This window comes from Kordia algicida OT-1 (genome assembly GCF_000154725.1).
In the GTDB taxonomy this organism is placed as follows: Bacteria; Bacteroidota; Bacteroidia; order Flavobacteriales; family Flavobacteriaceae; genus Kordia; species Kordia algicida.
The window spans coordinates 2024713-2051323 of the sequence record NZ_DS544873.1; the positions used below are offsets into that span (position 1 = coordinate 2024713).

The window sequence follows — 26611 nt, forward strand, 5'->3', positions numbered from 1 at the left end:
GGCCACGAAATAAACGGATATAAGTTTGTTTGAAAATTTGGATCAATATGCTCCTGAATGTACACGCTAGGGCGCATTACCATATATTCATATTTATCTGCCCAAGTAGAAACCGCCGCATCATTTAAAGAAAAACCAAGTTTCAAAAATAAAATTAATGCACTTTCGTGGTCTACATTGTATTGTTGTATCAATTGATTTGCAATAGAAATTTGCCTTCCTGGTGGACTCATCATTAAGCCTTCTACATCATTTGACCAAAATTCAGCAATCCATAAAGCTTCTGTGTCTGTTGTTCTGGCAGCTTCACTTGCCGTATAAACTTCTTCCATTGCTGCGTAATAATTGCTTGTGGCATCTTCACTATACGTTAACGGTGGTGGCACTGTAGATGTTTCTGTGGAAGAAATAACAAATGTTCGTACGGAAGACCAATACGGAAATAATCCTCTTTCTGCATCATGGCTATAGGTCCAATAGCCTGCGCCAACTGGCGGTTCGTATGATGTTGGTTGCGGACTCAATATTTGTGTTTCCGCTTCCGTATCTGTTTGACTGTACGCAATAATTTGTTGTGCAATATAATTTCCCCAATCTTGAGAATTTAAAACGACATCTGTTGAAAGTCCTTGTGTCAATTCGGCTTCTTTCTGTTGTCTTAATATTGCTATTTTAGCATCAATATCAGGACGCACGTTGTACATAAAATGGTCAATCGCTGTTGCATAACATGCATTCAAAGCGATGGCAACATTTACATTCGGTTGTCTTTGTGTAAAATCAATCTCCAATTCGGCATAACGATCTTTATTAGATGTATAACTTACCATATCTTCCACGCAAACCTCAAAAGCTGCCAAATGAATGTATGCTAGTGCGCGTGTAGTAGCATTTGGTCGCATGCCAGTTGCGTAACGGTCTAATTCGCACCAAAGCTTATTCCAATCAAGAATAACTTGTGTAATTTCGTTATTTACGACAGGTGTTGTCGGTTCAACCGCTACATCAAGTTGTTCATTGGAACATGAATATAACGTAATAGTAGAGATGAACACTAAAAAAAGTGCTCGAAAATAAAAAGTCATCAGTTAGGTTGTTGTTTTAAATAGATGTTGAATTTAATTTATTTTTAACAACTACGCACAAAAATCCACTATAATTCTTGTAAAAACGATGAAACACAAAAAAGTCTTTCCGTATTGGAAAGACTTTTTCTATAAATATTTTATACTTACCAGATTACTTAGACCATTCTTTGATAGAATCTTTGTTCATCTTTACATAATCTTTGTTTCCAGCTTTCTCAGCCAATTCCATTGATTGTTTTGCAATGTTGATAGCTTCCGCTTTCTTCCCCATTTTTGCATACACTAACGACTGTTGTCTTAAATACCAAAATCTTGGGTTATCACTTGTCATTTCAATAGCTTTATCAATCCACATCTTAGCTTTATCCATGTCTTTTCCTTCTTCTAAATAATATCTAGCGGCAGAAAAATAATCTCCAGCTTGTGGTCCAGCCATCATTTTTTCAATACTTGCTGTTGCTTTCTTATCAGTTGGTACGGCAAAAGGTACAATGACCAATACTTTGTCCCACTTAAATTCTAAATCTGCTCCTCCATTAGAAATATTTGCAACATCAATTGTAAAAGATTCAGTTGCGTAAGGCAGTTTATTAACAGAAACAGTAGTTTTTACAACTACTTTGCTATCATCCCAATTTCTAGGTGTTCCCCAATTTGAAGCATCGTTATACAAAACAACGTCCCAAGTATTTGCATTAGGTGTCGTGAAAATAGCATACGTTCCAGCTTTTACAGCTTTTCCTCCAATAGTAACATCGTCACTAAATGTAATCTTTGTATTTGCATTGGCTCCAGTTCTCCACATTTCTCCGTAAGGAACTAAATCACCAAAAATTTTTCTTCCGCGCATTGCTGGTCTAGAATACTCAACAGTTACATCTGTTAATCCAACTTTTTGTTCTAGCTTGGCTGATGGACTTGGTTGTGGTGTTTCAATTTGAGCCTGAACGCTGATTCCTGCTGCTAAGAAACATGCCAAAAGTAGTTTTTTCATCTTATTGTTATTTTAGAGTTTTAAATTTTGACGAATTTACGCAGAAACCTTACGTACAAATGTTAACAAATCCTTAAAATAAGAAACTGTACATTTGAATCTTGTAAAAAAAGTGCGACAATGAAGAATTATATTTCCGAATTTTTAGGAACTTTTGCCATGGTTTTCTGCGGAACAGCCGCAATGGTTGTCAACGACATCACAGGAGTCATTACGCATCCAGGAGTTGCTATTACTTGGGGATTAATTGTAATGGGAATGATTTATGCTTTCGCTGAAATTTCTGGAGCGCATTTCAATCCTGCGGGTCCAATGACTAAAGCTTCTATGAATCCTGCTCGATCACTCGGTCCTGCATTAGTTTCTGGGCAATTGGCAGACTTATGGCTGTACTTAATTGCGCCAATTTTAGGAGCCGTAGCTGCGGTGATTAGCTGCAAACTTGTAAAAGACGAAAACTGCTGTGATACAGACTGTTAGAAATAAAAAAACTCCTCTTAATATTTACTCATAGCTTTCTTATCTCTCCTTTAAGAAAACTTTAACAATGCTTTCATTTTTTTTGTTCAACAAATACCAAAATAAGTTAAACAATATTTCGTACTTTTATACTGTTTTAAAAAGTACACCATGGCAAAGAAAAAAAACATAACTGCACTCTTTATTATTTCAGCATATATGGACTATGTATTGGAGCATGGAGAGCAACCTAAAAACGTATATGCGTTTGCAAAAGACAATAATTTTGATGAAGCAAAATTTTATGAATTCTTCAGCTCATTCAAAGCATTAGAAGAAAACATTTTCAAAACATTTGGTACAAATACCATTGAACTTTTGGCAAAAAGTGAAGAATTTGAAACTTTTGATGCGCGCAATAAACTCTTAAGTTTTTACTACACATTTTTTGAGCAACTTACTGCAAACAGAAGTTATGTAGTACACAGTTTAACGGCTGATAAAAAACCGTTACAATCTTTAAAATTACTCAAAGGATTAAAACATGTATTCACTGATTTTGTAGAGCATTTAGATGTAAAAACACTGGATTTAAACCAAGAACGTTTGGAAAAAATTCAAAACAAAGCGATCAATCAAACCGCTTGGATTCAGTTTCTAATGACTATGAAGTTTTGGTTGGATGATACTTCAGCGAGCTTTGACAAGACCGATCAATACATTGAAAAGTCTGTAAATGCTAGCTTTGACTTGATTGACAATACACCTTTGAAAAGTATTGTAGATTTTGGAAAATTCCTATTTAAAGAAAAACTAGACATCAGATCTTAATGAAAACAATCGATAAAATTCCTATCACCAAAATACAACGTGCAAGTAAACTTGTTACTACAGGCGCAAAAGTTGGTGTAAATTACCTAAAGTATTACGGTGATAAACTCATAAATTCGGAAGAAAAAGCAAAAGAGCGTTTGAACGAATCGAATGCAGAAGATATTTATGACGGCTTAAAAAGTTTGAAAGGAAGTGCACTAAAAGTAGCACAAATGCTGAGTATGGAAAAGAACATTTTACCACGCGCTTATGTGGAAAAATTTTCATTATCGCAGTTTTCTGTGCCACCTTTATCGGCTCCATTAGTTATCAAAACATTTAAAAAATATTTTGGCAAAGCACCAAGTGAAATTTTTGATAAATTCAATTCCACTTCGTTAAACGCCGCTAGTATAGGACAAGTACATCTTGCTGAAAAAGACGGGAAAAAACTTGCTGTGAAAATCCAATATCCTGGAGTTGCCGAAAGCATCTCTACAGACTTGGCAATTGTAAAGCCTATCGCTATGCGAATGTTTAACATTACTGGAAAAGGCTCTGATAAATATTTTAGAGAAGTTGAAGATAAACTCACAGAAGAAACCAATTACTTGCTAGAAATTAAGCAAAGTAAAGAAGTTTCGGAAGCTTGTAAGCATTTGCCAAATATACTATTTCCAACGTATTATGATTCGCTCTCATCGGAGCGAATCATAACGATGGATTGGATGGAAGGCGAACATCTTTCTGAGTTTACGGACAAAAATACCGATCAGGAGAAAGCAAATTTACTTGGACAAACGCTTTGGGACTTTTACATGTTTCAAATTCATAAATATCGTAAAGTACATGCCGATCCGCATCCTGGAAATTTCTTAGTGTCAGAAGATGATAAACTGATTGCGCTCGATTTTGGCTGCATGAAAGCAATTCCAGAAGATTTTTACATTCCATACTTTGAATTGGCAGACAAGAAAACACTTGATAATCCGAAGTTATTTACAGAGAAATTATACGAATTGGAAATTCTTCGCGAAGACGATTCAAAAGAAGAATTAGAATTTTTCTCAGAGATGTTTCACGAGTTGCTCGGATTATTTACAACTCCTTTTAACAGTGAAGTTTTTGACTTTTCGGATGAAGAATTTTTCGGAAAAATTGCAGATATCGGCGAACGTTATTCAAAAAATACACAATTGCGTAGCATGAATGGAAATCGTGGTTCAAAGCATTTTATTTATATGAACAGAACCTTTTTCGGCTTGTACAACTTGTTACATGATTTAAAAGCGAAAGACGTACAAATTAATAATTTTAAAAATTTCTAATGGCGACAATCACGCGTAACGACATTGATGCAATGGAAAAATTGTACCGAATCAACCTAATCAATAGTTGTTCGGGTTACAAATCGGCAAATTTAATTGGAACACAATCTAAAGAGGGTTTGACAAATGTTGCTGTATTTAGTTCAGTGACACACTTAGGTTCCAATCCGCCATTACTCGGTTTCATTACGCGTCCAGCTGTCGTTCCTAGAGATACGTACGAAAATATTCGTGAAACAGGAATGTACACGATCAATCACATTCATCATAAAATAGTGCAAGATGCGCATCATACATCTGCAAAATATCCAAAAGAAGTTTCAGAATTCGATCAAACGAATCTACACACAGAATATCATGGCGATTTTGAAGCACCATTTGTAAAAGATTGTCATGTGCAAATTGGAATGCGTTACTTAAATGAATACAAAATTGAAGAAAACGACACCATTTTGGTCGTTGGAAAAATTGAACACATATATATAAACGATGCCATTTTAGAAAAAGACGGTTTTATCAATCTAGCGAAAGCTGAAACCGCCACCATCAATGGACTCGACGCTTATGCGATACCGAAACAACATGCGCGGTATCCGTATCAACGTCCCAAATAAACACATTATGCGAATTTTACTTACAGGCGCTACAGGATACATCGGAAAACGACTCATCCCAATTTTATTGGAAATGGGACATTCTTTAGTTTGCTGTGTAAGAGACAAGCAACGTGTTCCTGAAGAAATCGCTACTCACGAAAGTATTGAACTTATTGAAGTTGATTTTTTAAATTTGGGAAGTCTCTACAAAATTCCAACAGATATTGACATTGCATATTACCTAATTCATTCCATGTCTTCTTCGACAAAGTTTGAACAAATGGAACGTGATTGTGCGGTACATTTTAAAACGTACATGCAAAAAACAAACGTAAAACAAGTCATTTATTTAAGTGGAATTGTTAACGATCAGCAACTTTCAAAACATTTACAATCACGAAAAAATGTGGAGGATATTCTACAATCTGAAAGTTATGCATTAACAACGTTTAGAGCAGGAATTATTGTTGGAAGCGGAAGTGCCTCTTTCGAAATCATTCGCGATTTAACAGAAAAATTACCTATCATGATTGCGCCAAAGTGGATTAAAACTAAGTCGCAACCTATTGGCATTCGCAACGTATTGGAATATTTATCAAAAGCAATTGGGAATGAAAAAGTATACAACAAATCGTATGATATTTTTGGACCAAATACTATGACATACAAAGACATGATGTTGCAGTTTGCAGAAGTTCGAGGATTAAAAAGAACGATCATTTCTGTACCAGTCATGACTCCAAAATTATCTTCCTATTGGCTTTATTTCATCACAACAACTTCCTACAAACTTGCCAAAAACTTGGTAGATAGTATGAAAGTTGAGGTTATTGGAAGACCAAGCAACATTAATGAAATACTAGACATTCAACCAATGTCGTACAAAAAAGCGGTTAAAAAAGCATTCATCAAGATAGAACAAAACAGTGTAATTTCTAGCTGGAAAGATTCATTAATTAGTGGACGCTTCCGCGAAAAAATCTCACGTTACATTAAAGTTCCAGAATACGGATGCTTTAAAGATATCAAAAAGCGTCCTGTAGTTGACGAAGCGCAGACTTTAGATAAAATTTGGGCAATTGGCGGAAAAAATGGTTGGTATTATGCCACATTTTTATGGAAACTTCGTGGATATCTTGATAAAATTTTTGGTGGTATCGGATTGCGTCGCGGTCGTACGCACCAAACAAAACTCAGCGCAGGTGATCCACTAGATTTCTGGAGAGTTTTATATGCCAATAAAGAAGAAAAACGCTTGTTACTTTTTGCAGAAATGCGTTTGCCTGGAGAAGCTTGGTTGGAATTTAAAATTGAAAAAAATCAATTGCACCAACGAGCCATTTTTAGACCAAAAGGCATTTGGGGAAGATTGTATTGGTACGCTGTATTGCCGTTTCATGGTATTATTTTCAACGGAATGATTAACAAACTTGTAAAAAAAGATTAAACATATATGAATACTCAAAATAAAATAGAAATTAACGTAGTGCTGTTCAAGCGTGACTTGCGACTTCAAGACAATGAAGCCATACACAACGCATTGTCTACAGGTAAAAAAACGTTGCTTTTGTTTGTTTTTGAAGATATTCTCCTGAATGATCCGCATTACAGTGAACGTCACTGGAATTTTATTAAAGAATCATTAATCGACTTAAATAATTCTTTGATTGCCTATAATAGTGAGATATTAATTGTACGATCAAATATAAATAGAACACTGCAAATCATTCAGGAAACCTATAAAATCACACACTTATTTTCACATCAGGAAACAGGAATTAAAGTTACGTATGATCGTGACAAAATGTTGAAACGCTTTTTGGCGAATAACATGATTACTTGGGTTGAAAATATAAATAATGGTGTGTTTAGAGGATTGCAAGATCGTACTGATTGGATTGAAAAATGGGAAAATTTTATGAATCAACCTTTATTGAGTTTTCTTCCAAAAAAAGATCAATTGTTCACAAAAAAAGAAGTGCAACATTTGGCAAGTTTTTTCCACGTGCCTAGCCTAGAAACAAATCCTGATACGCTTTTTCAAAAAGGTGGAACCACGATGGCGCTCAAATACAAGAATACATTTTTTAGAGATCGTGGTAAAAACTACAACCATCATATTTCTAAACCATTATTGGCGCGTCGTAGTTGCAGTCGTTTGTCTCCATATTTAGCTTGGGGAAATTTATCAGTTCGAGAAGTAATTCAAGAAACCACACGTTGTATTGAGCAAAACATATATCCTAAGCAAATGGAATCGTTTGGTTCTCGTTTGCGCTGGCAAGCACATTTTATTCAGAAATTTGAAATGGAAGACGAAATGGAATTTGTAAGTATTAATAAAGGATATCGCAAACTCAAAAAACGTGTTTCTGAGCGTTATATTGAAGCTTGGAAAAACGGAATGACAGGTTATCCATTGGTAGATGCTTGCATGCGTTGTTTGAAAGAAACCGGATATTTAAACTTTAGAATGCGCGCTTTGGTAGTGTCATTCTTTACACATAATTTGTGGCAACCTTGGCAGAAAGCAACGGTTATTTTATCACAATACTTTTTAGATTTTGAACCTGGCATTCATTTTCCACAGATACAAATGCAAGCTGGAGAAACAGGCATTAACATGTTGCGCATGTATAATCCGACGAAAAACGGTATTGCACACGATCCGGAAGGGATTTTTATAAAAAAATGGGTTCCAGAATTGGCGGAATTGGATACTGCTTTTGTACACGAACCTTCTAAAATGACTCCGATGGAACAACAAATGGCTAACTTTATTCTTGGAAAAGATTATCCAAAACCAATTGTCAATTTACAAGAAACTAGAAAACATGCCAGTGACATATTATGGAATATGAAAGATGAAAACACGGTAATTGAAGAAAACTTCAGAATCTTACAAAAACACACACTTTCTAATAGAAAAAAGAGTTCTTAATGATTATCAACACGACATATACAGACAAAGAAGCTGCAAGACTCATTGATACACATTTGGGCGAATCTTTCTCGTTAATGCAACGTATCAAACTGAAAGGAATCGGTTCAAAACGAATGATTATTAATGATGTAAGTCCAAAACTAAAACAATATTTAAATACGGTTGATGATTTAAGTTACGGAAGTATCGAATTGCGTCCGAAAGGAATTTTAATTCACATTCATAAAAAACTAACGAGCTTTTCTTGGATTGTTCCGTATCACAAATTACACATTTATACTTCGGCTTACTTTAGCATTCATGCGGAAGGAAATTTTATTCAATTCAAAAAAAATAAACTCTACAAAGAAAATAAAGCGTTTATTGAAAAGATGAAAACGCAAAAAAACTCAGTACTAAACATTACAGATTATTACGAAGGATGAAACATAATTTAAACCCACGACAAGTTGATCGTGTTATAGAAATGGCTTGGGAAGATCGTACTACTTTTGATGCGATTAAGTTTCAGTTTGGACTCAAAGAGCAAGATGTAATCGATTTGATGCGAAATAACATGAAACGCTCTAGTTTTAAGTTATGGAGAAAACGTGTTTCTGGCAGAAAAACCAAGCATCAAAAAAAGCGTGATTTTATAGAAGGACGCTTTAAATGCTCGCGCCAGCGTAATATCAGTAATAACAAAATTTCGAAGCGCTAGAGCTACATCCCATTTTTGTTTAATATTTTGTTAAAAAATGTGAACGTTTTGTTATTAGTCTGATTTTTTTGTTTAACTTTATATCAAATAAATTAAACATTTAAAAATACATGAAAACTGCTGACGTTTTAAATCATATGAATGGTACTGCTATTTCTCTAAATGGATTTAATCATGATGAGATTGGAGACGAACATTTACTTACGGGTATGGAAACTCCAATGCGTGCAGATGCTTTCAAAATGTCCGACGAAGAAAAGAAACAAAAAATCTCCTATCACTTCGCGGAAATCATGGAAACGTTAGGACTTGATCTTAATGACGACTCATTAAAAGGAACTCCCAACCGAGTTGCAAAAATGTATATAGAAGAAATTTTCTCAGGTTTAAATCCAATGAACAAACCAAAAGTAGCTTTGTTTGATAACAAATATCAATACAACCAGATGCTTATTGAGAAAAACATTCAATTTTACTCAAATTGTGAACATCATTTTGTTCCAATCATGGGAAAAGCGCATGTAGCTTATATTTCTTCTGGAAAAGTCATTGGATTATCGAAACTTAACAGAATTGTTCAATATTACGCAAAGCGGCCTCAAGTGCAAGAACGCCTTACCAATCAGATCGCGACAGAATTATGCGAAATATTACAAACTGATGATGTAGCTGTAATTATTGATGCCAAACATTTATGTGTTTCATCAAGAGGAGTCAAAGATGATTCTTCTACAACAATTACCTCTTATTATGGTGGTGTATTTAATACGCCAGAAAAAATTATAGAATTACAAAACTTTTTAAACAACTAAGGAATGGCAACTATTTTCTCAGAAGTAACCGATTTTGAAAAAACAAAATTTATCTCTAGAAGTGATAAAATCACGGCTTCTCGTGAAGCAAAACGCTTAATTTTAAGTTTAAACGAAATTTACAAGCAAAAGAAAGATCCTGCAATCATGGAAATCATGAAAAGACTTACAACATTAAAGCGTAAGTACGAAAAGCGATTAAAATAATTTCTTAACCCAAAGAAAATGTAACAGCAATGCTAGTAGTTATTCACACTACTAGCATTGTAATGCATTGTAGTGATTTAAACCCAACAAACATCCACAAACTTACATGAAAAAAATTTTAGTAATTGGAGGTAGCAAAGGAATTGGTGCTGCCATTGTGCAAGCGCAATTAGAGCATCACAAAGTGATAAATATTAGTCGTACAAGTCCAGAAATTACATCCAATAACTTAACGCATTTTAGTTGTAATATTTTAGAAGATGAACTTCCTGAAATTGAGGCAGTAGACACACTTATCTATTGTCCGGGAAGTATCAATTTGAAGCCAATAGCACGATTAAAAGTAGAAGATTTTAAAAACGATTACGAAATTAATGTTCTTGGCGCTGTCAAAGCAATTCAGAAATATGTACCACTTTTAAAGAAAGGAAACAATCCAAATATATTACTGTTTAGTACAGTTGCCACACAACTTGGAATGCCTTATCATGCCAGTATTGCTGCAGCAAAATCTGCGGTAGAAGGTTTGGTAAAAACCTTGGCGGCTGAATTTGCACCAACAATTCGTGTAAATGCGATTGCGCCAACAATTACAAATACCGATTTGGCAAGCAAGCTGTTGCGAAATGATAAAATGATTGAAAGTATTAAAGATCGTCATCCGCTAAAGAAATTTTTAGAACCGCAAGAAGTTGCAGACATGGCAGATTTTTTAATCTCTGACAAAGCACGTTCTACATCTGGACAAATTTTTACAATTGATTGTGGAATTGTAAGTGTAAAATTATAAACTATGAAATTTTTCATCCGATTAGTCCTTTTTCTAATCATTAACTTTGGTGCTCTAGGAATAGGAACCATCTTAATGAATGATGGACCAAATACGTCATGGTACTTAGAATTAGAAAAAGCACCGTGGACGCCACCAGGCTGGGTATTTGGTTTTGCTTGGACAACCGTGATGATTTGTTTTTCAATTTACATGGCAAAATTAATAGCAATAAAAAACGATAAAACCGTTTGGATACCTTTCACAATTCAATTTATACTAAATGTTAGTTGGAATTATGTTTTTTTCAATCAACACATGGTTTCACTAGGAATGATTAACCTTGTATTACTACTTGTGTTAATTGCTTATATGACATTTAATTTTAAAAAACTACTTAAAGTATACACCCTATTTATTTTACCTTACTTATTATGGCTCATAGTCGCCAATTCTTTAAATGGCTATATTTTATTTAACAACTAATGCACATGCAAAAATTTAGCACAAAAGGAATTGTGTATCGATTACACAGTAAACAAAATATTCCCATATCTCTTGACGAGGCATGGGATTTTTTATCAGATCCAAAGAATTTAAAAACCATCACGCCAGATTATATGAGTTTTGATATACTAACGGAAGAACTCGGTAGTATGTATCCTGGGCAAATCATCCAATATATCGTAACGCCTGTTTTCAATATTAAAACACATTGGGTTACGGAAATCACGCACGTAAAAGACAAACATTATTTTGTAGATGAGCAACGCTTTGGACCTTATACAATGTGGCATCATAAACACTTTATCAGAGAAATTCCAGGCGGCGTAGAAATGGAAGATATCATTGATTATAAAATTCCGCTTGGCTTTCTAGGAAGGTTGATGCATCCGATTTTAGTAAAGCCAAAATTGAAAGAAATATTTGAATACAGAACAAAGAAATTAACTGAACTATTTGGAACTTATGAAGGATAATTACGTACTTTTTTGGCATCGTAGAGACTTACGTATAGAAGATAATATTGGACTATACCATGCTTTGAACTCAGGAAAAAAAGTCATTCCGCTATTTATATTTGATAGTGATATTTTAGAAAAATTACCAAAAGATGATGCACGTGTGACATTTATTTACGAAGAACTTGAAAAAATTAATACTACGCTGCAAAGTCATGATGCTTCCATCTTGGTAAAACATGGAAAACCGCTAGAAGTCTTGGAAGAAATTATCGGGAAGCATGAAATTTCAGCAGTATACACAAATCACGATTACGAACCTTATGCAATTGCAAGAGACAAAGAAGTTGGAGAACTTTTAGCTTCAAAAAACATCGAATTTAAAACCTATAAAGATCAAGTCATTTTTGAGCGTAATGAAGTCGTAAAAGCTGATGGCGATCCGTACATTATATACACACCGTATTCTAAAAAGTGGTTGGATAAATTAACGAAAAACGATTATACAAGTGTTGATTGCGCTTCCTATTATAAAAATTATGCAAAAAAGTCTTTTAATTTCCCTTCGCTAAAAGATATTGGTTTTACAGCTTCTAGTATCAAAGTACTGCCATATACAATGGCAGAAAATATGATTGACAATTATGAAGATACTCGAAATTTTCCTGCTATTGAAGGAACTTCAAGATTGAGTCCGCACTTACGCTTTGGAACCATAAGTGTTCGTAAATGTGTTCAAAATGGTTTGCAATCTGAGAATAACGTTTTTTTAAAGGAATTAGTTTGGAGAGAATTCTTCATGCAAATTCTTTGGCATTTTCCAAAATCTGTCACAAACAATTTCAAATCGAAATATGACGGCATCAAATGGCGCAATGATGAAGATGAATACAAAGCTTGGTGTGAAGGAAAAACAGGTTATCCTTTGGTTGATGCGGGCATGCGCGAATTAAATGAATCTGGCTACATGCACAACAGAGTTCGCATGATTACGGCAAGTTTCCTTTGCAAACACCTATTGATCGATTGGAAGTGGGGAGAAGCATATTTTGCAAAAAAATTACTAGATTTTGACTTGGCTCAAAATGTTGGAAACTGGCAATGGGTTGCTGGAACTGGCTGCGATTCTTCTCCATATTTCAGAATATTCAACCCAACATCACAAATCAAAAAGTTTGATAAAGATCATACATACATTAACAAATGGGCTTCAGATTATCAAGAATTAACCTATCCGTCTCCCATTGTAGAACATAAATTTGCACGCGAACGTTGTTTAAGCACTTATAAAAGTGGAATTGAAAGCTAAAGAAAGTACTATTTTGTTTAACCTTATTGGCTATTTAACAAACAATTAACTAATTTTGTTTAACTTTCATGAAAATAACTTGAACAAAATATTTATATTTGTAATATCAATAAAAACTAATAGTTAAAAACAAAAAGCAATAAATTGTTATGAAAAAGAAAACAACTTCAATCCTTATGGCTTTTATTATCGCAGTATTTACACTTACCTCATGTAGTAATGATGATGATAACAATGTAGTCGTACAAAGCAACACAATCGCAGACATCGTAGTTAATAGTCCAAATTATAGCTCATTATTAGCCGCTTTAGAGCGTACAGATTTAACAGCAGTATTAGATGGATCAACAGAATACACTGTATTTGCTCCAGATAATGACGCTTTTGATGCATTTTTACAAGCAAACGGATTTGCTTCCTTAGAGGCAGTTCCAACAGATGTATTAACACAAGTTCTTTTAAACCATGTTGTAGCAGGTACAAATACTGCTAGCAATTTAAGCACAGGGTATGTAAAAACCTTAGCAGAAGAAAGTACTACAGGAAACAACCTTGATTTATACATAAATACTTCTACTGGAGTTGTATTAAATGGAGACGTAAACGTAGTCACAGCAGATATCACAGCAGATAATGGTGTTGTGCACGCAGTGAATAAAGTAATAGGATTACCAACAGTAGTAACATTTGCTACGGCAGATTCAACTTTTGGAATCTTAGTACAAGCATTAACAAGAGAAAGTTCATTTACTTATGTAGAAACATTAAGTTTAACCACTTCTCCTGCTCCATTTACAGTATTCGCTCCAACAGATCAAGCATTTGTTGATCTTTTAACGGAGTTAGAAGTTTCTTCCTTAGCAGATATTGATGCTGCAACATTAGAAGCTACACTAAACACACACGTAGTTGCAGGAGCAAACGTATTATCATCAACACTCTCAGATGGAATGATGGTAAATACGTTGGGAGATAATTTTACTATCAATACTGAAGGTGGTGCATCGTTTACAGATCAAAATGGAAGAACTGGTGATATTATCGTTACCGACGTTCAGGCTGCAAATGGTGTCATTCATGTAGTAAGCAGAGTGATTTTACCGTCACTATAATATTTAGGTTAATTAAGAATGAAAATTAAAAGTTTGTAAAACAGTTACACACGAATAAGATTTTGCAGATTTTACAATAGAACCGGTACTATAATTGTTACCGATGTTCAGGCAGTGAATGGTGTAATTCATGTTGTTAATAAGGTTATTTTACCTGATCTAAATTAGGTGTATTAGATCAAACAAAACCATTTTTAAGACCGATAAGGGCAACTATCTCAATAGTTGTCCTTATTTTTTATGATAATTTTGTACCTTTTGATTCCCAAATGAGAATCAATGAAACGTCTACTTATCCTGTTTTTATGTGGTATCAATCTGTGTCAAGCGCAAGAAATTGAATTTGATATTTATTTTGATTCGGGAAAGTTTACATTATCTTCTCAACATCAAAAAAAAATCAACACACAATTAGCTGATTTAGACAGTACCACAACTTATAATTTTGTGATTAAAGGCTATACTGATTTTGTAGATACTGAGCATTTTAACTTGGAATTGTCTGAAAATCGAGCAACAACTGTCGCAAATTATTTAAAAGAACATTATGAATCTTTTATCAACTCCATTGAGCAGGAAGCAAAAGGTGAATTGCCTACAGAAACTACAAAACAAAACGAACGCATTGGTGTAAAAAAGCACCGAAAAGTTTCCATTTCTGCTTCAAAAAACGATCATAAACCTAAAGTTGTTGAACGAAAAGAAAATATCTATGTTGTTCCAATTAATGAGTTGCGTGTAGGAAACACGTATGCACTAGGAAAAATTAACTTTAAAACTGGGAGAGTTACTTTGATAAAATCGTCCAAAAAGGAATTGGAAAAATTGGTGCGTTTTTTAAAGAAAAACAGAAATATACATATCGAAGTGCAAGGGCATGTTTGTTGTGGCGGCGATGACGATTCAGATGCTTTAAATAGTGAAACAGGCACAGAAACACTTTCTGTAGATAGAGCTCGATTTATTTACAAATATCTTATTAGTAGAGGAATTTCAAAAGAACGTCTTACTTACAAAGGATACGCTTTCAAAGCTCCGCTACGTTTTCCAGAAAAAGGAAGTCGTGATCGTAGTGCCAACAGACGTGTGGAAATTGAAATTACGAAAAATTAGTATTTTCCGAAGTTTACAAAAAAAATGAATTACTATTTTTTAAAAGGTAATTCATTTTTTAATGAAGTAATTTTGTTTACAAACGAACAATCTTCGCACCAATAGCGCGTAAGCGTTCATCAATATTTTCGTAACCTCTGTCTATTTGTTCAATATTGTGAATGGTAGAAGTTCCTTTGGCAGATAATGCCGCAATCAATAACGAAATTCCTGCTCTAATATCAGGAGAAACCATCGTTGTTGCTTTTAGTTGCGATTTAAAATCGTGACCAATGACACTTGCTCTATGCGGATCACATAGGATAATTTTTGCGCCCATATCGATTAATTTATCGACAAAGAACAAGCGACTTTCAAACATTTTTTGATGTACTAAGACACTTCCACGTGCTTGTGTAGCAACAACCAAAACAATACTTAATAAATCTGGCGTGAATCCTGGCCAAGGCGCATCTGCAATAGTCAAGATAGAACCGTCAATATAATTTTGAATTTCGTAACCATCTTTGTGTTCTGGTACATAAATGTCATCACCTTTTCGTTCAACGGTAATTCCAAGTTTTCTAAATACATCTGGAATTTGACCTAAATCGTCCCAACTTACATTCTTAATCGTGAGTTCACTTCGAGTCATAGCAGCCAAACCAATCCAACTTCCAATTTCGATCATATCTGGAAGCATTCTGTGTTCTGTTCCGCCTAATTCTTCAACACCTTCAATGCGTAGTAAATTAGAACCAACACCGCGAATTTTTGCGCCCATTCGGTTCAGCATTTTACACAATTGCTGTAAATATGGTTCGCAAGCGGCATTGTAAATCGTAGTTGTTCCTTCTGCTAATACGGCAGCCATTACAATATTTGCGGTTCCAGTTACGGAAGCTTCATCTAGCAACATATACGTTCCTTGAAGTTTATCAGCTTCTACTCCGTAGAAATAGTCTTCACGATTGTATCTAAATTTCGCGCCAAGCTTTATAAAACCTTCAAAGTGCGTATCCAAACGTCTTCGTCCAATTTTATCACCACCAGGCTTCGGAATGTATCCTTTACCAAAACGCGCTAACAATGGACCAACAATCATAATTGAGCCACGCAACCCGCGTCCTTCTTCTTTAAATTGTTCAGATTCTAAATATTTAAGATTGATATCATCTGATTGAAAAGTATACGATCCAGGTCCGTTTTTCTGAATTTTCACACCTAAGTTTCCTAAAAGCATGATTAATTTATTGACATCAACGATATCTGGAATATTGCTAATTGTAACCTTTTCAGGAGTTAACAAAACGGCACATAAAATCTGTAGTGCTTCGTTTTTGGCTCCTTGTGGTTGAATACTTCCTTTTAACTGATGACCACCTTCAATCTTAAAAGTCCCCATAAAATATGATAATGAATTTTGTTAGTAACGTTTTCTATTGTTACGATTTTTATTATTTCGTTGCTGATTCTTGTTGTTATGCGAAAATTTCTTCTTCTGCTTTAGAAGGTTGGAAGCATCTGATAAGTCTTCATTTTTTGCTGCCAAGTCAATTTTCCCATTACTCAACTCTAATAAATGCTTAAAAATCACATAATCTTCAACGGTATCTTTGTTCCAATTGAGGTAACATTTTTTCATGTGATTGGCAATCGCAAACTCAAGAGCTTCTTTCATATCGCCTTCTTCCCATTTATTCGCCACATCAATCATTCGCTTGATATTATTTCCGTAGAAACGATATTTTGGAAAGTTTTGAGGATATTCTAAAGGTTCAGGTCGTTCTTCTAATAACTCACGTGAAGGTTTTGGAAAAGGAGAATCAACATCAAGTCTAAAGTCAGACATAATAAATAATTGATCCCATAATTTATGTTGAAAATCTGGAACGTCACGCAAATGTGGTTGTAAATTTCCCATCACGCCGATAATGGCTTTTGCTTGTTTGTTACGTTCTACAGGATCTTCTGTAGCTACCGCGATGTTAATCATTTTTTGAATATGTCGCCCATACTCAGGAATAATCAATCGTTTACGCTCTGTGTTATACTCTAACTGGTCAATCAAAATAAAATTTGTTTGTAAGGTAAATATTGAAGTAAAATAAAGTTCTTGTGAAGATTATTTTTATAATCGCAAAATAGTAAAAAAAATCTAGATAACTACGCTCGTTACAAAGAAATTATCCCTTCAACTACGCTTGCTTCCTTATATTTTTCAATTACCGCGTCGGCACTTTTCATATTTACGGTAATCGTTACACTTGTATAAGTTCCTTTGGAAGACCTTTTCGTATCTATCACAGCGCCAATATTATCGAAAATCTGGTGTACCTGCTTTATTTTATCATCACTTGAAGGAACAATAAATTTATACATATATAATGTTGGAAATTGTGTTGTTTCCTCTAATTGTGTTTTTAATTTTGCATAAAACGCTTTGGAATCGTTTTTTGAACTCATGCTATCTTTTTTTCTAAATGAATGGCAAAGATACAGCTTCTTGTAAAACTTCTTGTAATGTTAGCTATTTGATAACTTTTTTGATGATAATTGCATCATTTACCTGAACTTTTAAAAAGTAAGTTCCTGAGCTTAGTTTTAACAATTGTAAGCTTGTTTCCTGAACGTTTGAAACGTCTTTTTGCAATACAATTCTACCAAAACCATCCAATAATTCAATAGCTTGTATGGGCTTTTCAGCAGAAACGATTAGGTTACTTTTTACAGGATTTGGATAAACTTCCACCGTTGGTTGCGCTAGTTCGTCTACACTTAAAATACAGTTAATTTGTGTTCCCACAGAAGCGACAAATGTTCCGTTGTTGACAGACCAATGTTCCCAAGTTCCACCAGTTCCCGTTTGCCAATCAGATAAATCAAATGTATGTGTTCCTTCTACAGTTCCTTTTATTTTATACACTTTCAATGCCATTCCACCTTTATCCCAATGTAAAGCAGTATTTGCAGTACAAGTTTCGGGCAGCATGTCTGTGAGTTCACAATTTGGCTGAATAAAATATGCATTATCATCATACGTTGGATAATCTCCAAAAACACGCGCCAAACCAACATCATCTATACAAACTGCGGTATATTCATCACAGGCAATTCCCTTCGGGATAATTCCTGAACCGCTATTATCTGTAATGATGCGAGCTAAAAATGCAGTATGTCTACCTCTACGATCAGGATCGTCATAATGAGTGTCAGTTATCACATCTGTTAAAAACGAATTTTCCAAAAAAGGAGTACTTGATACAGTTGCATCATTTGCATATGGATTCGCGAGAGCCTGAGCTGAAGTAATCGTTCCATTTTCCGCAGAAAAATAATGTCCGCCCAAAATTGCCATTCCTGCGCTTGTTCCGCCAATCACAACATTTCTATTATTTACAGCGTCATTAATTAAATTTTGAATGGTTGTATTTCTCCAATAAGAGACATAATTCCACTGATCGCCACCAGCAAACCAAATCGCTTCTGCTTCTTCAATACGTTGATGAATGTAGGTTTCTGAACTTGCTGAACTGTTATTAAAAACAATCGTTTCTACCGAATTTACCGTAACACCCAAATCTGAATACATATAATTGTTATAACCATCCGAACCGCTTGCACGAAGCACCAACACATCACCGCCGTTGGCACGTTGCAAAAACCAGCGCATAGCATCATCAGACTCCGAAGCGCCGCCCATTAAGCATGAACCACCTTGCGGCGTTACATTTGTACTAAAGGAACTTCCTGTACGATATGATGTAAAAGATTGTGCAAAAGTTGCGCCAGCAAATAAGAAACTAAGAAGTATGGTTGTGTAGGTTTTCATAGGAAAGTGATGAATTTCAAATCTAACGAAAGTTAATTAACTCACAAAACAATTTTATACGGGAATTGTTACTTATTTTTTCTTCTTCTTCAATCAAAAAGATATGCTCCATTATTTTAATCAAAGGTTTTCCATAGTTGGAGAGTCCCTAAGAACTCTAGTAAATTTTGTCTTTAGTTGATTTTTTAAAAGTCTGAACTGACGGTTTTCCACAACATATTACAGCATAAAAAAACCCCGCAAATTGCGAGGTTTTATAGCTGTATGTAAGAGTGAACTATTGTCCTAATTCTTGTAATCTAGCTTTTACTTTTTTGAATTTTTCATCTTCTCCTAAGAAAGAGTACAATCCTTTAAGTTGCTTTAAGATTTTTACATCATCAGGAACACTTTGAGAGATTCCTTCTAAGACTTTTAATGACTTTCTGTATAAAGCTGTTTGTTGTGCTTGATATTCTTCAAACTTTTTATTGTCTGCAGCAGAGTTTCCTAGTTCGTTCATTTTATCAACTACGTCAGAAGCTTCATCTAAGTATGTTTTTGATAAGTTGATTCCAGCATTGATATACCCAGGATCAAGTTCTAATACTTTTCGGTAAGCTGCTCTTGCTTCTTCTACATCACCATTTTCAGCACTAATTACTCCGATATTGTAGTATGAATCTACATCATTAGGGTTTTTAGTAATGATTTCTTGCATGATTTCTTTAAACTTAGCCGTATCTCCCATTTTGTAGTAGATATTTCCTTTTGTCAATAATAAAGATGAATCGTTTGGATTTGCAGCAATTGCTTCTTCAACAGCAGCTAAAGCTTTTTCGTTGTCTTTAACATGATTTGTATAAATCCAAGAAATATTTTTTACGATTTCTGGCAATCTAGATTTCGTTTTTTCAACTGTAGGATTTGAATGTGTTTTAGCTCTTACAGATAAGTCTCTTACCGTTTTATCAGGGAAAGATTCTTTTTTACCATTCGCCACATTCGTTGCAAAGTATTGAGTTTTTACGCCTGTATAGTTAGCATCTTTAAGCTCAAGATAGTGCTTTAATGCAGTATCATAATCTTGTCCAGAAATTGAGTTTGAAGCCGCATAGTACAACAAGTCTTTATTTTCTGGTTGCAAAGTGTATGATAAGTACAATATACTAGAAGCTTTTGTGTAGTCTTTTGCTTTTTGTGCAGCAATAGCTTTGTCTACTAACTTACTTACCATAGTTTGTAAGTTTGGTTTTGCCTCTTTGGTATACTTAAATTCTCTTTGCTCTTTTTCAAAAGCTAATAATTTATTGTAAGCTTCTCCAGCAGTTTTAAGAGATGCATCAGTATCCATTCCTTTGTCTGCTAATTCTTGATACGTTTTCCCTTTTAGGAAATAGTATTTTGCTTTGTATTTTGCATCGGCGCTTTCAATTGTAGATGAAATACTAGCAAGAGCATCTTTAGCTTCTACTGTATTTCCTTTTTTTAATGCTTTCTCAGCAGCTTTTAATTCTTTCTTTTGTGCAAAAGAAAATGCTGTTATCAACAGTGCTGAGAAAATTAAAATTGTCTTCTTCATTTTGTTAATGTTTAAAATAATTGAGGTTTGTGTTATAAATATTATTCTTCTGTTTTGCTGTCACCTTCGTTATTCATATCAACAGCTGTGCCATTTTCTGTTTGCTCAGTGTTTTCAAGGTTTTCAGCACCTTCAATTGCTTCTTCTTCTTGCTGTTCATTTCGAACTTTCGCAACAGCCGCAATAGAATCTTTACCTTTTATGTTGATTAAACGAACTCCTTGCGTGGCTCTTCCCATCACTCTCAAGTCTGCTACTGCCATACGAATTGCAATTCCAGATTTGTTGATAATCATTAATCCATCTTCATCAGTAACATTTTTAATAGCTACTAATTGACCCGTTTTTTCAGTCACAGAAATCGTCTTCACTCCTTTCCCTCCACGATTGGTAATTCGGTAATCTTCTAAGCTTGAACGCTTTCCATATCCATTTTCAGAAACAACTAAAATGTTGCTTTCCATATCGTTTACAGCAACCATTCCAACTACTTCATCATTATCGTCTGCAAGTCTGATTCCACGAACTCCCGAAGCATTTCTTCCCATTGGTCGTGTTTTTTCTTCTTCAAAACGAATAGCTTTACCAGATTTTACTGCCAACATTACCTGACTGTTTCCTGTAGTGAGTTTTGCTTCTAATAACTCATCTCCATCTTTAATAGTGATAGCATTGATACCATTGGTACGCGGACGCGAATACTGCTCTAAAGGTGTTTTCTTAACTTGACCTTTTTTCGTTGCCATAATCACATAATGATTATTGATGTATTCTTCGTCTTTAAGGTTTTGCGTACAAATGAATGCTTTTACTTTATCATCTTTTTCAATGTTGATTAAGTTCTGAATTGCTCTACCTTTGGACGTTTTGCTTCCTTCAGGAATTTCGTATACACGCATCCAGAAACATTTTCCTTGTTGCGTAAAGAACAACATGTATTGGTGATTGGTTCCTACGAATAAATGTTCAAGGAAATCTTCATTTCGGGTTGCACTTCCTTTTTGTCCAACGCCACCTCTATTTTGTCGCTTGTATTCTGTTAAAGAAGTTCTTTTAATATATCCTGCGTGAGAAATGGTAATTACTACTTTTTCATCAGGAATTAAATCTTCAATACTTACGTCTCCACCAGCATATTCAATCATTGAACGTCTTTCATCACCGTATTTATCTTTGATGACTTCCAGTTCTTCCTTAATGATATTCATTCTTCTTGACTTGTTTGCCAAAATATCACGATAATCTTCAATACTTTTCATGATATCGTCATATTCAGCACGCAATTTGTCTTGTTCCAGACCTGTTAACTGACGTAATCGCATTTCAACAATCGCTTTGGCTTGAATTTCTGTCAATTCAAAACGCTTGATTAAGTTGTTACGAGCGTCTTCCGCATTTTGCGAACCACGAATGATAGCAATTACCTCATCAATATTATCAGAAGCGATAATTAAACCTTCTAAAATATGCGCGCGTTCTTCTGCTTTTTTAAGTTCGTATTGTGTTCTACGTGTTACTACTTCGTGTCTGTGTTCCACAAAATAATGAATCATATCTTTAAGATTCAATAATTGTGGACGTCCATGAACTAAAGCAATATTATTGACACTAAACGAAGATTGCAACGCAGTGTATTTATATAGTTTATTTAATACGATATTCGGAATTGCATCACGTTTTAAGATATACACGATGCGCATTCCTTTTCTATCAGATTCATCACGAATAGAAGAAATACCATCAATTTTTTTATCATTAATCAAATCGGCAGTTTTCTTAATCATATCTGCTTTATTGACTTGATATGGAATTTCAGTCACAATGATACATTCTCTACCTTGTACTTCTTCCATCACGGCTTTTCCTCGCATGACAATTCGTCCACGTCCCGTTTTAAACGCTTCACGTACACCATCATATCCGTAAATAATTCCTCCAGTTGGAAAATCTGGTGCTTTTACATGTTGAATTAGTTCATCAATTTCAATATCATTATTATCGATATATGCATGAATTCCGTCAACAACTTCCGATAAGTTATGCGGTGGCATGTTTGTCGCCATACCTACGGCAATACCAGAAGCTCCATTAATTAATAAACCAGGAACTCGTGTAGGCAATACTGTTGGTTCTTTTAACGTGTCATCAAAATTCAGGGAATGATCTACGGTATCTTTGTCAATATCAGCCAACATATCGTCTGATATTTTGCGCATTCTTGCTTCCGTATAACGCATTGCTGCAGGACTATCTCCATCAATAGATCCGAAGTTACCTTGCCCATCAACTAGCATATAACGCAAACTCCATTCTTGCGCCATACGAACCATGGCGTCGTATACAGACGTATCACCGTGCGGGTGATACTTACCTAATACTTCTCCAACAATTCTTGCAGATTTTTTATGAGCGGAACTCGATCTAACTCCGAGTTCATGCATTCCAAACAATACTCTACGATGTACGGGCTTCATACCATCTCTTACATCTGGAAGTGCACGTGACACAATGACTGACATCGAATAATCGATGTAAGCAGACTTCATCTCATCTTCAATATTAATAGGGATTAACTTTTCTCCTTCTGCCATGTATTTTATGTTTTAATATTTCGAGTTTTACAAATCGGGTCAATATACAACATTTACTACTATTCAGCGAGGATTTCAAGGAGCATTTTAACGTTTTTTTATTAACAATTTTTGATAAGTTTTTTTGATAATTTAATATTATAATCTTTGAATTCGCTGTTTTTTTTCGTCTATTAGCTTGAATTACCTTTCATCACGGAACAATTTTTGTATTATTCGTATTGAAGTATTAATTTTAATGTCGAAAGGAAACTATATTTATGGATGATAATTTCTCCCCAAGAGTAAAAGATGTAATCGCCTATAGCAAGGAAGAAGCATTGCGCTTAGGCCATGATTTCATTGGTACTGAACACTTAATGCTTGGACTACTTAGAGACGGAAACGGAAAAGCAATCAATATTTTAAATGCATTAGATGTCGATTTGACACATTTACGCAGAAAAGTTGAGATTCTTAGTCCTGCCAACCCAAATGTGGCAGTCGCTCCAAACGAAAAGCGAAACTTACATCTTACTCGACAAGCCGAAAGAGCTTTAAAAACAACATTTTTAGAAGCAAAACTTTTTCAAAGTTCTTCTATCAATACCGCACATTTATTATTGTGCATTTTACGAAATGAAAACGATCCTACCACAAAGCTTCTTAATAAGCTAAAAGTAGATTATGACAACGTTAAAGAGCAATTTAAGTATATGATAACAAACGATGACGATTATATAGACACACCACGTTCAGAGTCATACTCTGATGACAACAGTGGACCACAAGATTCTTCAAAAGAAAATCCTTTTGGATCATCAAATACAGGCGGAAAAGTGAATAAAAAATCTAAAACACCTGTATTAGATAATTTTGGAAGAGATTTAACAGCACTTGCCGAAGAAGGAAAACTAGATCCTGTTGTAGGGCGTGAAAAAGAAATAGAACGTGTTTCTCAAATTTTGAGTAGACGTAAAAAGAACAATCCAATTTTAATTGGTGAACCTGGAGTTGGTAAATCTGCCATCGCAGAAGGTTTGGCAAACAGAATCATCAAACGAAAAGTATCGCGTATTCTTTTTAATAAAAGAGTCGTAACACTTGATTTGGCGAGCTTAGTTGCTGGAACAAAATACAGAGGACAGTTTGAAGAACGCATGAAAGCCGTGATGAACGAATTGGAAAAGAATGATGATATTATTCTTTTTATCGACGAAATTCACACCATTGTTGGCGCAGGTGGTGCCACTGGAAGTTTAGACGCTTCAAACATGTTTAAACCAGCATTAGCCAGAGGTGAAATACAATGTATTGGTGCTACAACGCTTGATGAGTACAGACAATATATTGAAAAAGATGGTGCGCTAGAAAGACGTTTCCAAAAAGTGGTAGTAGAACCTACTACAGTAGAAGAAACAATTGAAATTCTTGAGAACATCAAAGACAAATACGAAGAACATCACAATGTGAGTTACACGCCAGAAGCGATTAAAGCTTGTGTCATGCTGACAAACAGATATATGACAGATCGTTTCTTGCCAGACAAAGCCATCGATGCTTTAGATGAAGCAGGTTCTCGAGTACACATCACAAATATTGATGTTCCGAAGCAAATTTTAGACTTAGAACGTCAATTAGAAGAAGTACGTGAATTGAAAAATTCTGTTGTAAAAAAACAGAAATATGAAGAAGCTGCCAAACTGAGAGACGACGAAAAACGTCTGGAAAAAGAACTCGCTGTTTCTCAAGAAAAGTGGGAAGAAGAATCTAAACAACACAAAGAAACTGTTGATGAAGATAATGTAGCAGATGTTGTTTCCATGATGACAGGAATTCCTGTAAATAGAATTGCGCAAACAGAAAGCAACAAACTAGCGCAACTTCCTGAATTAATTAAGGGAAAAGTAATCGGACAAGACGAAGCAGTTGGAAAAGTCGTAAAAGCCATTCAGCGTAACCGTGCGGGACTTAAAGATCCGAATAAGCCAATTGGTTCATTTATCTTTTTAGGACAAACAGGAGTCGGTAAAACGCAATTAGCAAAGGTGTTAGCTCGTGAGTTATTTGATTCTGAAGAAACATTGATTCGAATCGACATGAGTGAATACATGGAAAAATTCGCGATTTCTCGATTGGTTGGTGCACCTCCAGGATACGTTGGTTATGAAGAAGGCGGACAATTAACCGAAAAAGTTAGAAGAAAACCATACGCGGTTGTATTACTTGATGAGGTTGAAAAAGCGCATCCAGACGTGTTCAATATGTTATTGCAAGTTTTAGACGACGGATATTTAACGGATAGTTTGGGAAGAAAAATTGACTTTAGAAATACCATTATCATTATGACATCAAATATTGGTGCTCGTAAATTGAAAGATTTTGGTTCGGGAGTTGGTTTTGGAACAGCTGCTAAAAAGACACAAGCAGACGATCATGCAAAAGGTGTGATTGAAAACGCGTTGAAAAAAGCGTTTGCTCCAGAATTCTTAAACAGAATTGACGATGTGGTAATTTTCAATGCCTTAGAACGTGAGCACATTCACAAGATTATTGATATTGAAATTGCAAAATTATATGCTAGAATTAAAGGTTTAGGATATGATTTACAGTTGAGCGATAAAGCAAAAGATTACATCGCAGAAAAAGGTTTTGACAAACAATATGGTGCAAGACCTCTTAAAAGAGCAATTCAGAAGTATATTGAAGATGCGTTGGCAGAAGAAATTATTACTTCTAAAATTCATGAAGGTGACAAAATTTTTATGGATTTAAACGAAAAGACAGACGAGTTGACAATTAAAATTGAAAAGGCTGAAAAACCTACAGAATCTTAATTGCATAACTTCCAAATAATTATAAAATCCTGTTTTCCAAGAAGACAGGATTTTTCTTTTTTACCTCTTTTCGTGTTGTTTACAGATAAAAAAAAGACTTTTATCTAAAATTATAAGTTAGTCAGCTTTCAAAATACATAAACAATAACTACCAATGTAACTTCGCTCAAAATAAATGACTACCACTATGCATAGTATTGAAAAAGTGTTAAAAGACATCTATACTTTTGAAAACGGAAAATTATATCTGTATGAAGATTTAATCATTGGTGAAATCAATGAAGGCGTACACATTACAACAGACGTATTACTTTCATTTTTTGAGTTTTTTCATGAAAACTATAAAGTCCCTTTCGGATATATTTCATATAGAAAAAATTCTTATTCTATTGATCCGCAAGTATATAAAATGCTTCCAGAAAACAATTTACTAAAAGGTATTGCTGTTGTAACTGACAAAAAATTTTCAGTATTAAATGCGCATGTAGAAAAAAGTTTTTTTAATGGTAAATATGAGTTATTCACAACGCTCAATGCAGCAATCAATTGGTTAGATAAAATTATTCCTTTAGAAAAAAATAACGCTAGCATCTCAGACAATACTGTCGTATAACAATTGACCCTAT

27 protein-coding genes are annotated in these 26611 nt (G+C 34.6%); 19 read left to right on the top strand and 8 right to left on the bottom strand.

The window, feature by feature from the left end; translation table 11 throughout:
• Together KAOT1_RS08630 and KAOT1_RS08635 are read right to left on the bottom strand one after the other, a co-directional pair.
• On the bottom strand, positions 1-1085 hold a 1085-nt coding region (locus KAOT1_RS08630), incomplete at its 3' end, for a hypothetical protein (RefSeq protein ID WP_007094391.1).
• 154 nt (positions 1086-1239) lie between these two features.
• A complete protein-coding gene (locus KAOT1_RS08635; RefSeq protein ID WP_007094392.1) occupies positions 1240-2082 on the bottom strand; it encodes a DUF2911 domain-containing protein in 843 nt (280 codons plus the stop codon).
• Between the two features lie 78 nt (positions 2083-2160).
• Here KAOT1_RS08635 and KAOT1_RS08640 point away from each other — a divergent pair, with 78 nt between their 5' ends.
• From KAOT1_RS08640 to KAOT1_RS08715, 17 genes are all read left to right on the top strand, one after another.
• On the top strand, positions 2161-2562 hold the full coding sequence (locus tag KAOT1_RS08640) for an aquaporin (protein ID WP_262494783.1): 402 nt from the start codon (positions 2161-2163) through the stop codon (positions 2560-2562).
• A gap of 150 nt (positions 2563-2712) precedes the next feature.
• Entirely contained in the window at positions 2713-3372 is a 660-nt protein-coding gene (locus tag KAOT1_RS08645) for a TetR family transcriptional regulator C-terminal domain-containing protein (protein WP_007094394.1), read from the top strand.
• Positions 3372-4682 (top strand): ABC1 kinase family protein, encoded by a 1311-nt coding sequence (locus tag KAOT1_RS08650; RefSeq protein ID WP_007094395.1) that lies wholly within the window; start codon positions 3372-3374, stop codon positions 4680-4682. Before KAOT1_RS08645 ends, KAOT1_RS08650 begins: the two co-directional genes overlap by 1 nt.
• A complete protein-coding gene (locus KAOT1_RS08655; RefSeq protein WP_007094396.1) occupies positions 4682-5296 on the top strand; it encodes a flavin reductase family protein in 615 nt (204 codons plus the stop codon). The genes KAOT1_RS08650 and KAOT1_RS08655 overlap by 1 nt, the downstream gene beginning before the upstream one ends.
• A 7-nt stretch (positions 5297-5303) precedes the next feature.
• The gene (locus tag KAOT1_RS08660; RefSeq protein WP_007094397.1) at positions 5304-6725 is read left to right on the top strand and encodes an SDR family oxidoreductase; all 1422 of its coding nucleotides are present in this window, start codon (positions 5304-5306) and stop codon (positions 6723-6725) included.
• 6 nt (positions 6726-6731) lie between these two features.
• Entirely contained in the window at positions 6732-8219 is a 1488-nt protein-coding gene (locus KAOT1_RS08665) for a cryptochrome/deoxyribodipyrimidine photo-lyase family protein (RefSeq protein ID WP_007094398.1), read from the top strand.
• Positions 8219-8647 carry a hypothetical protein gene (locus tag KAOT1_RS08670; RefSeq protein ID WP_007094399.1) on the top strand — a complete coding sequence of 143 codons (429 nt, stop codon included), beginning with the start codon at positions 8219-8221 and terminating at the stop codon, positions 8645-8647. Before KAOT1_RS08665 ends, KAOT1_RS08670 begins: the two co-directional genes overlap by 1 nt.
• Positions 8644-8922, top strand: coding sequence for a TIGR03643 family protein (locus KAOT1_RS08675; RefSeq protein ID WP_007094400.1), 279 nt, complete (start codon positions 8644-8646; stop codon positions 8920-8922). The genes KAOT1_RS08670 and KAOT1_RS08675 overlap by 4 nt, the downstream gene beginning before the upstream one ends.
• Before the next feature lie 110 nt (positions 8923-9032).
• Entirely contained in the window at positions 9033-9734 is a 702-nt protein-coding gene (gene folE / locus KAOT1_RS08680; RefSeq protein WP_007094401.1) for a GTP cyclohydrolase I FolE, read from the top strand.
• Positions 9735-9737: 3 nt separating this feature from the next.
• Positions 9738-9941 (top strand): hypothetical protein, encoded by a 204-nt coding sequence (locus tag KAOT1_RS08685; protein WP_007094402.1) that lies wholly within the window; start codon positions 9738-9740, stop codon positions 9939-9941.
• Between the two features lie 106 nt (positions 9942-10047).
• Entirely contained in the window at positions 10048-10731 is a 684-nt protein-coding gene (locus tag KAOT1_RS08690) for an SDR family NAD(P)-dependent oxidoreductase (protein ID WP_007094403.1), read from the top strand.
• A 3-nt stretch (positions 10732-10734) separates the two neighbouring features.
• Positions 10735-11196 carry a TspO/MBR family protein gene (locus tag KAOT1_RS08695; protein ID WP_007094404.1) on the top strand — a complete coding sequence of 154 codons (462 nt, stop codon included), beginning with the start codon at positions 10735-10737 and terminating at the stop codon, positions 11194-11196.
• Positions 11196-11690: an SRPBCC family protein gene (locus KAOT1_RS08700; RefSeq protein ID WP_007094405.1), complete on the top strand. Its 495-nt coding sequence runs from the start codon at positions 11196-11198 to the stop codon at positions 11688-11690. Before KAOT1_RS08695 ends, KAOT1_RS08700 begins: the two co-directional genes overlap by 1 nt.
• Complete coding sequence (locus tag KAOT1_RS08705; protein WP_007094406.1) at positions 11680-12981, top strand: cryptochrome/photolyase family protein; 1302 nt, start codon at positions 11680-11682, stop codon at positions 12979-12981. Before KAOT1_RS08700 ends, KAOT1_RS08705 begins: the two co-directional genes overlap by 11 nt.
• A gap of 149 nt (positions 12982-13130) precedes the next feature.
• On the top strand, positions 13131-14093 hold the full coding sequence (locus KAOT1_RS08710) for a fasciclin domain-containing protein (protein WP_007094407.1): 963 nt from the start codon (positions 13131-13133) through the stop codon (positions 14091-14093).
• Positions 14094-14186: 93 nt separating this feature from the next.
• Complete coding sequence (locus KAOT1_RS23540; protein WP_394330261.1) at positions 14187-14261, top strand: hypothetical protein; 75 nt, start codon at positions 14187-14189, stop codon at positions 14259-14261.
• 111 nt (positions 14262-14372) lie between these two features.
• Positions 14373-15206, top strand: a complete 834-nt coding sequence (locus KAOT1_RS08715) for an OmpA family protein (RefSeq protein WP_007094408.1) — start codon at positions 14373-14375, stop codon at positions 15204-15206.
• Between the two features lie 76 nt (positions 15207-15282).
• Here the strand turns inward: KAOT1_RS08715 and murA are convergent, their stop codons facing one another.
• The 6 genes from murA to gyrA all read right to left on the bottom strand — a co-directional run bounded on the left by murA (position 15283) and on the right by gyrA (position 23169).
• Positions 15283-16590: a UDP-N-acetylglucosamine 1-carboxyvinyltransferase gene (murA, locus tag KAOT1_RS08720; RefSeq protein WP_007094409.1), complete on the bottom strand. Its 1308-nt coding sequence runs from the start codon at positions 16588-16590 to the stop codon at positions 15283-15285.
• Between the two features lie 21 nt (positions 16591-16611).
• The gene (locus KAOT1_RS08725; protein ID WP_007094410.1) at positions 16612-17256 is read right to left on the bottom strand and encodes a DUF4290 domain-containing protein; all 645 of its coding nucleotides are present in this window, start codon (positions 17254-17256) and stop codon (positions 16612-16614) included.
• Between the two features lie 104 nt (positions 17257-17360).
• A complete protein-coding gene (locus KAOT1_RS08730) occupies positions 17361-17651 on the bottom strand; it encodes a DUF493 family protein (protein WP_007094411.1) in 291 nt (96 codons plus the stop codon).
• A 64-nt stretch (positions 17652-17715) separates the two neighbouring features.
• Positions 17716-19017 (bottom strand): T9SS type A sorting domain-containing protein, encoded by a 1302-nt coding sequence (locus KAOT1_RS08735; protein WP_007094412.1) that lies wholly within the window; start codon positions 19015-19017, stop codon positions 17716-17718.
• Between the two features lie 277 nt (positions 19018-19294).
• Complete coding sequence (locus KAOT1_RS08740; protein WP_007094413.1) at positions 19295-20578, bottom strand: tetratricopeptide repeat protein; 1284 nt, start codon at positions 20576-20578, stop codon at positions 19295-19297.
• Positions 20579-20619: 41 nt separating this feature from the next.
• Entirely contained in the window at positions 20620-23169 is a 2550-nt protein-coding gene (gyrA, locus tag KAOT1_RS08745) for a DNA gyrase subunit A (RefSeq protein WP_007094414.1), read from the bottom strand.
• 260 nt (positions 23170-23429) lie between these two features.
• On the opposite strand from gyrA, the gene KAOT1_RS08750 reads away from it, so the two are divergent.
• Both KAOT1_RS08750 and KAOT1_RS08755 read left to right on the top strand, forming a co-directional pair.
• Positions 23430-25985, top strand: coding sequence for an ATP-dependent Clp protease ATP-binding subunit (locus KAOT1_RS08750; RefSeq protein WP_007094415.1), 2556 nt, complete (start codon positions 23430-23432; stop codon positions 25983-25985).
• 187 nt (positions 25986-26172) lie between these two features.
• Complete coding sequence (locus KAOT1_RS08755; RefSeq protein ID WP_040559432.1) at positions 26173-26598, top strand: STAS/SEC14 domain-containing protein; 426 nt, start codon at positions 26173-26175, stop codon at positions 26596-26598.
• Positions 26599-26611: the final 13 nt, after the last annotated feature.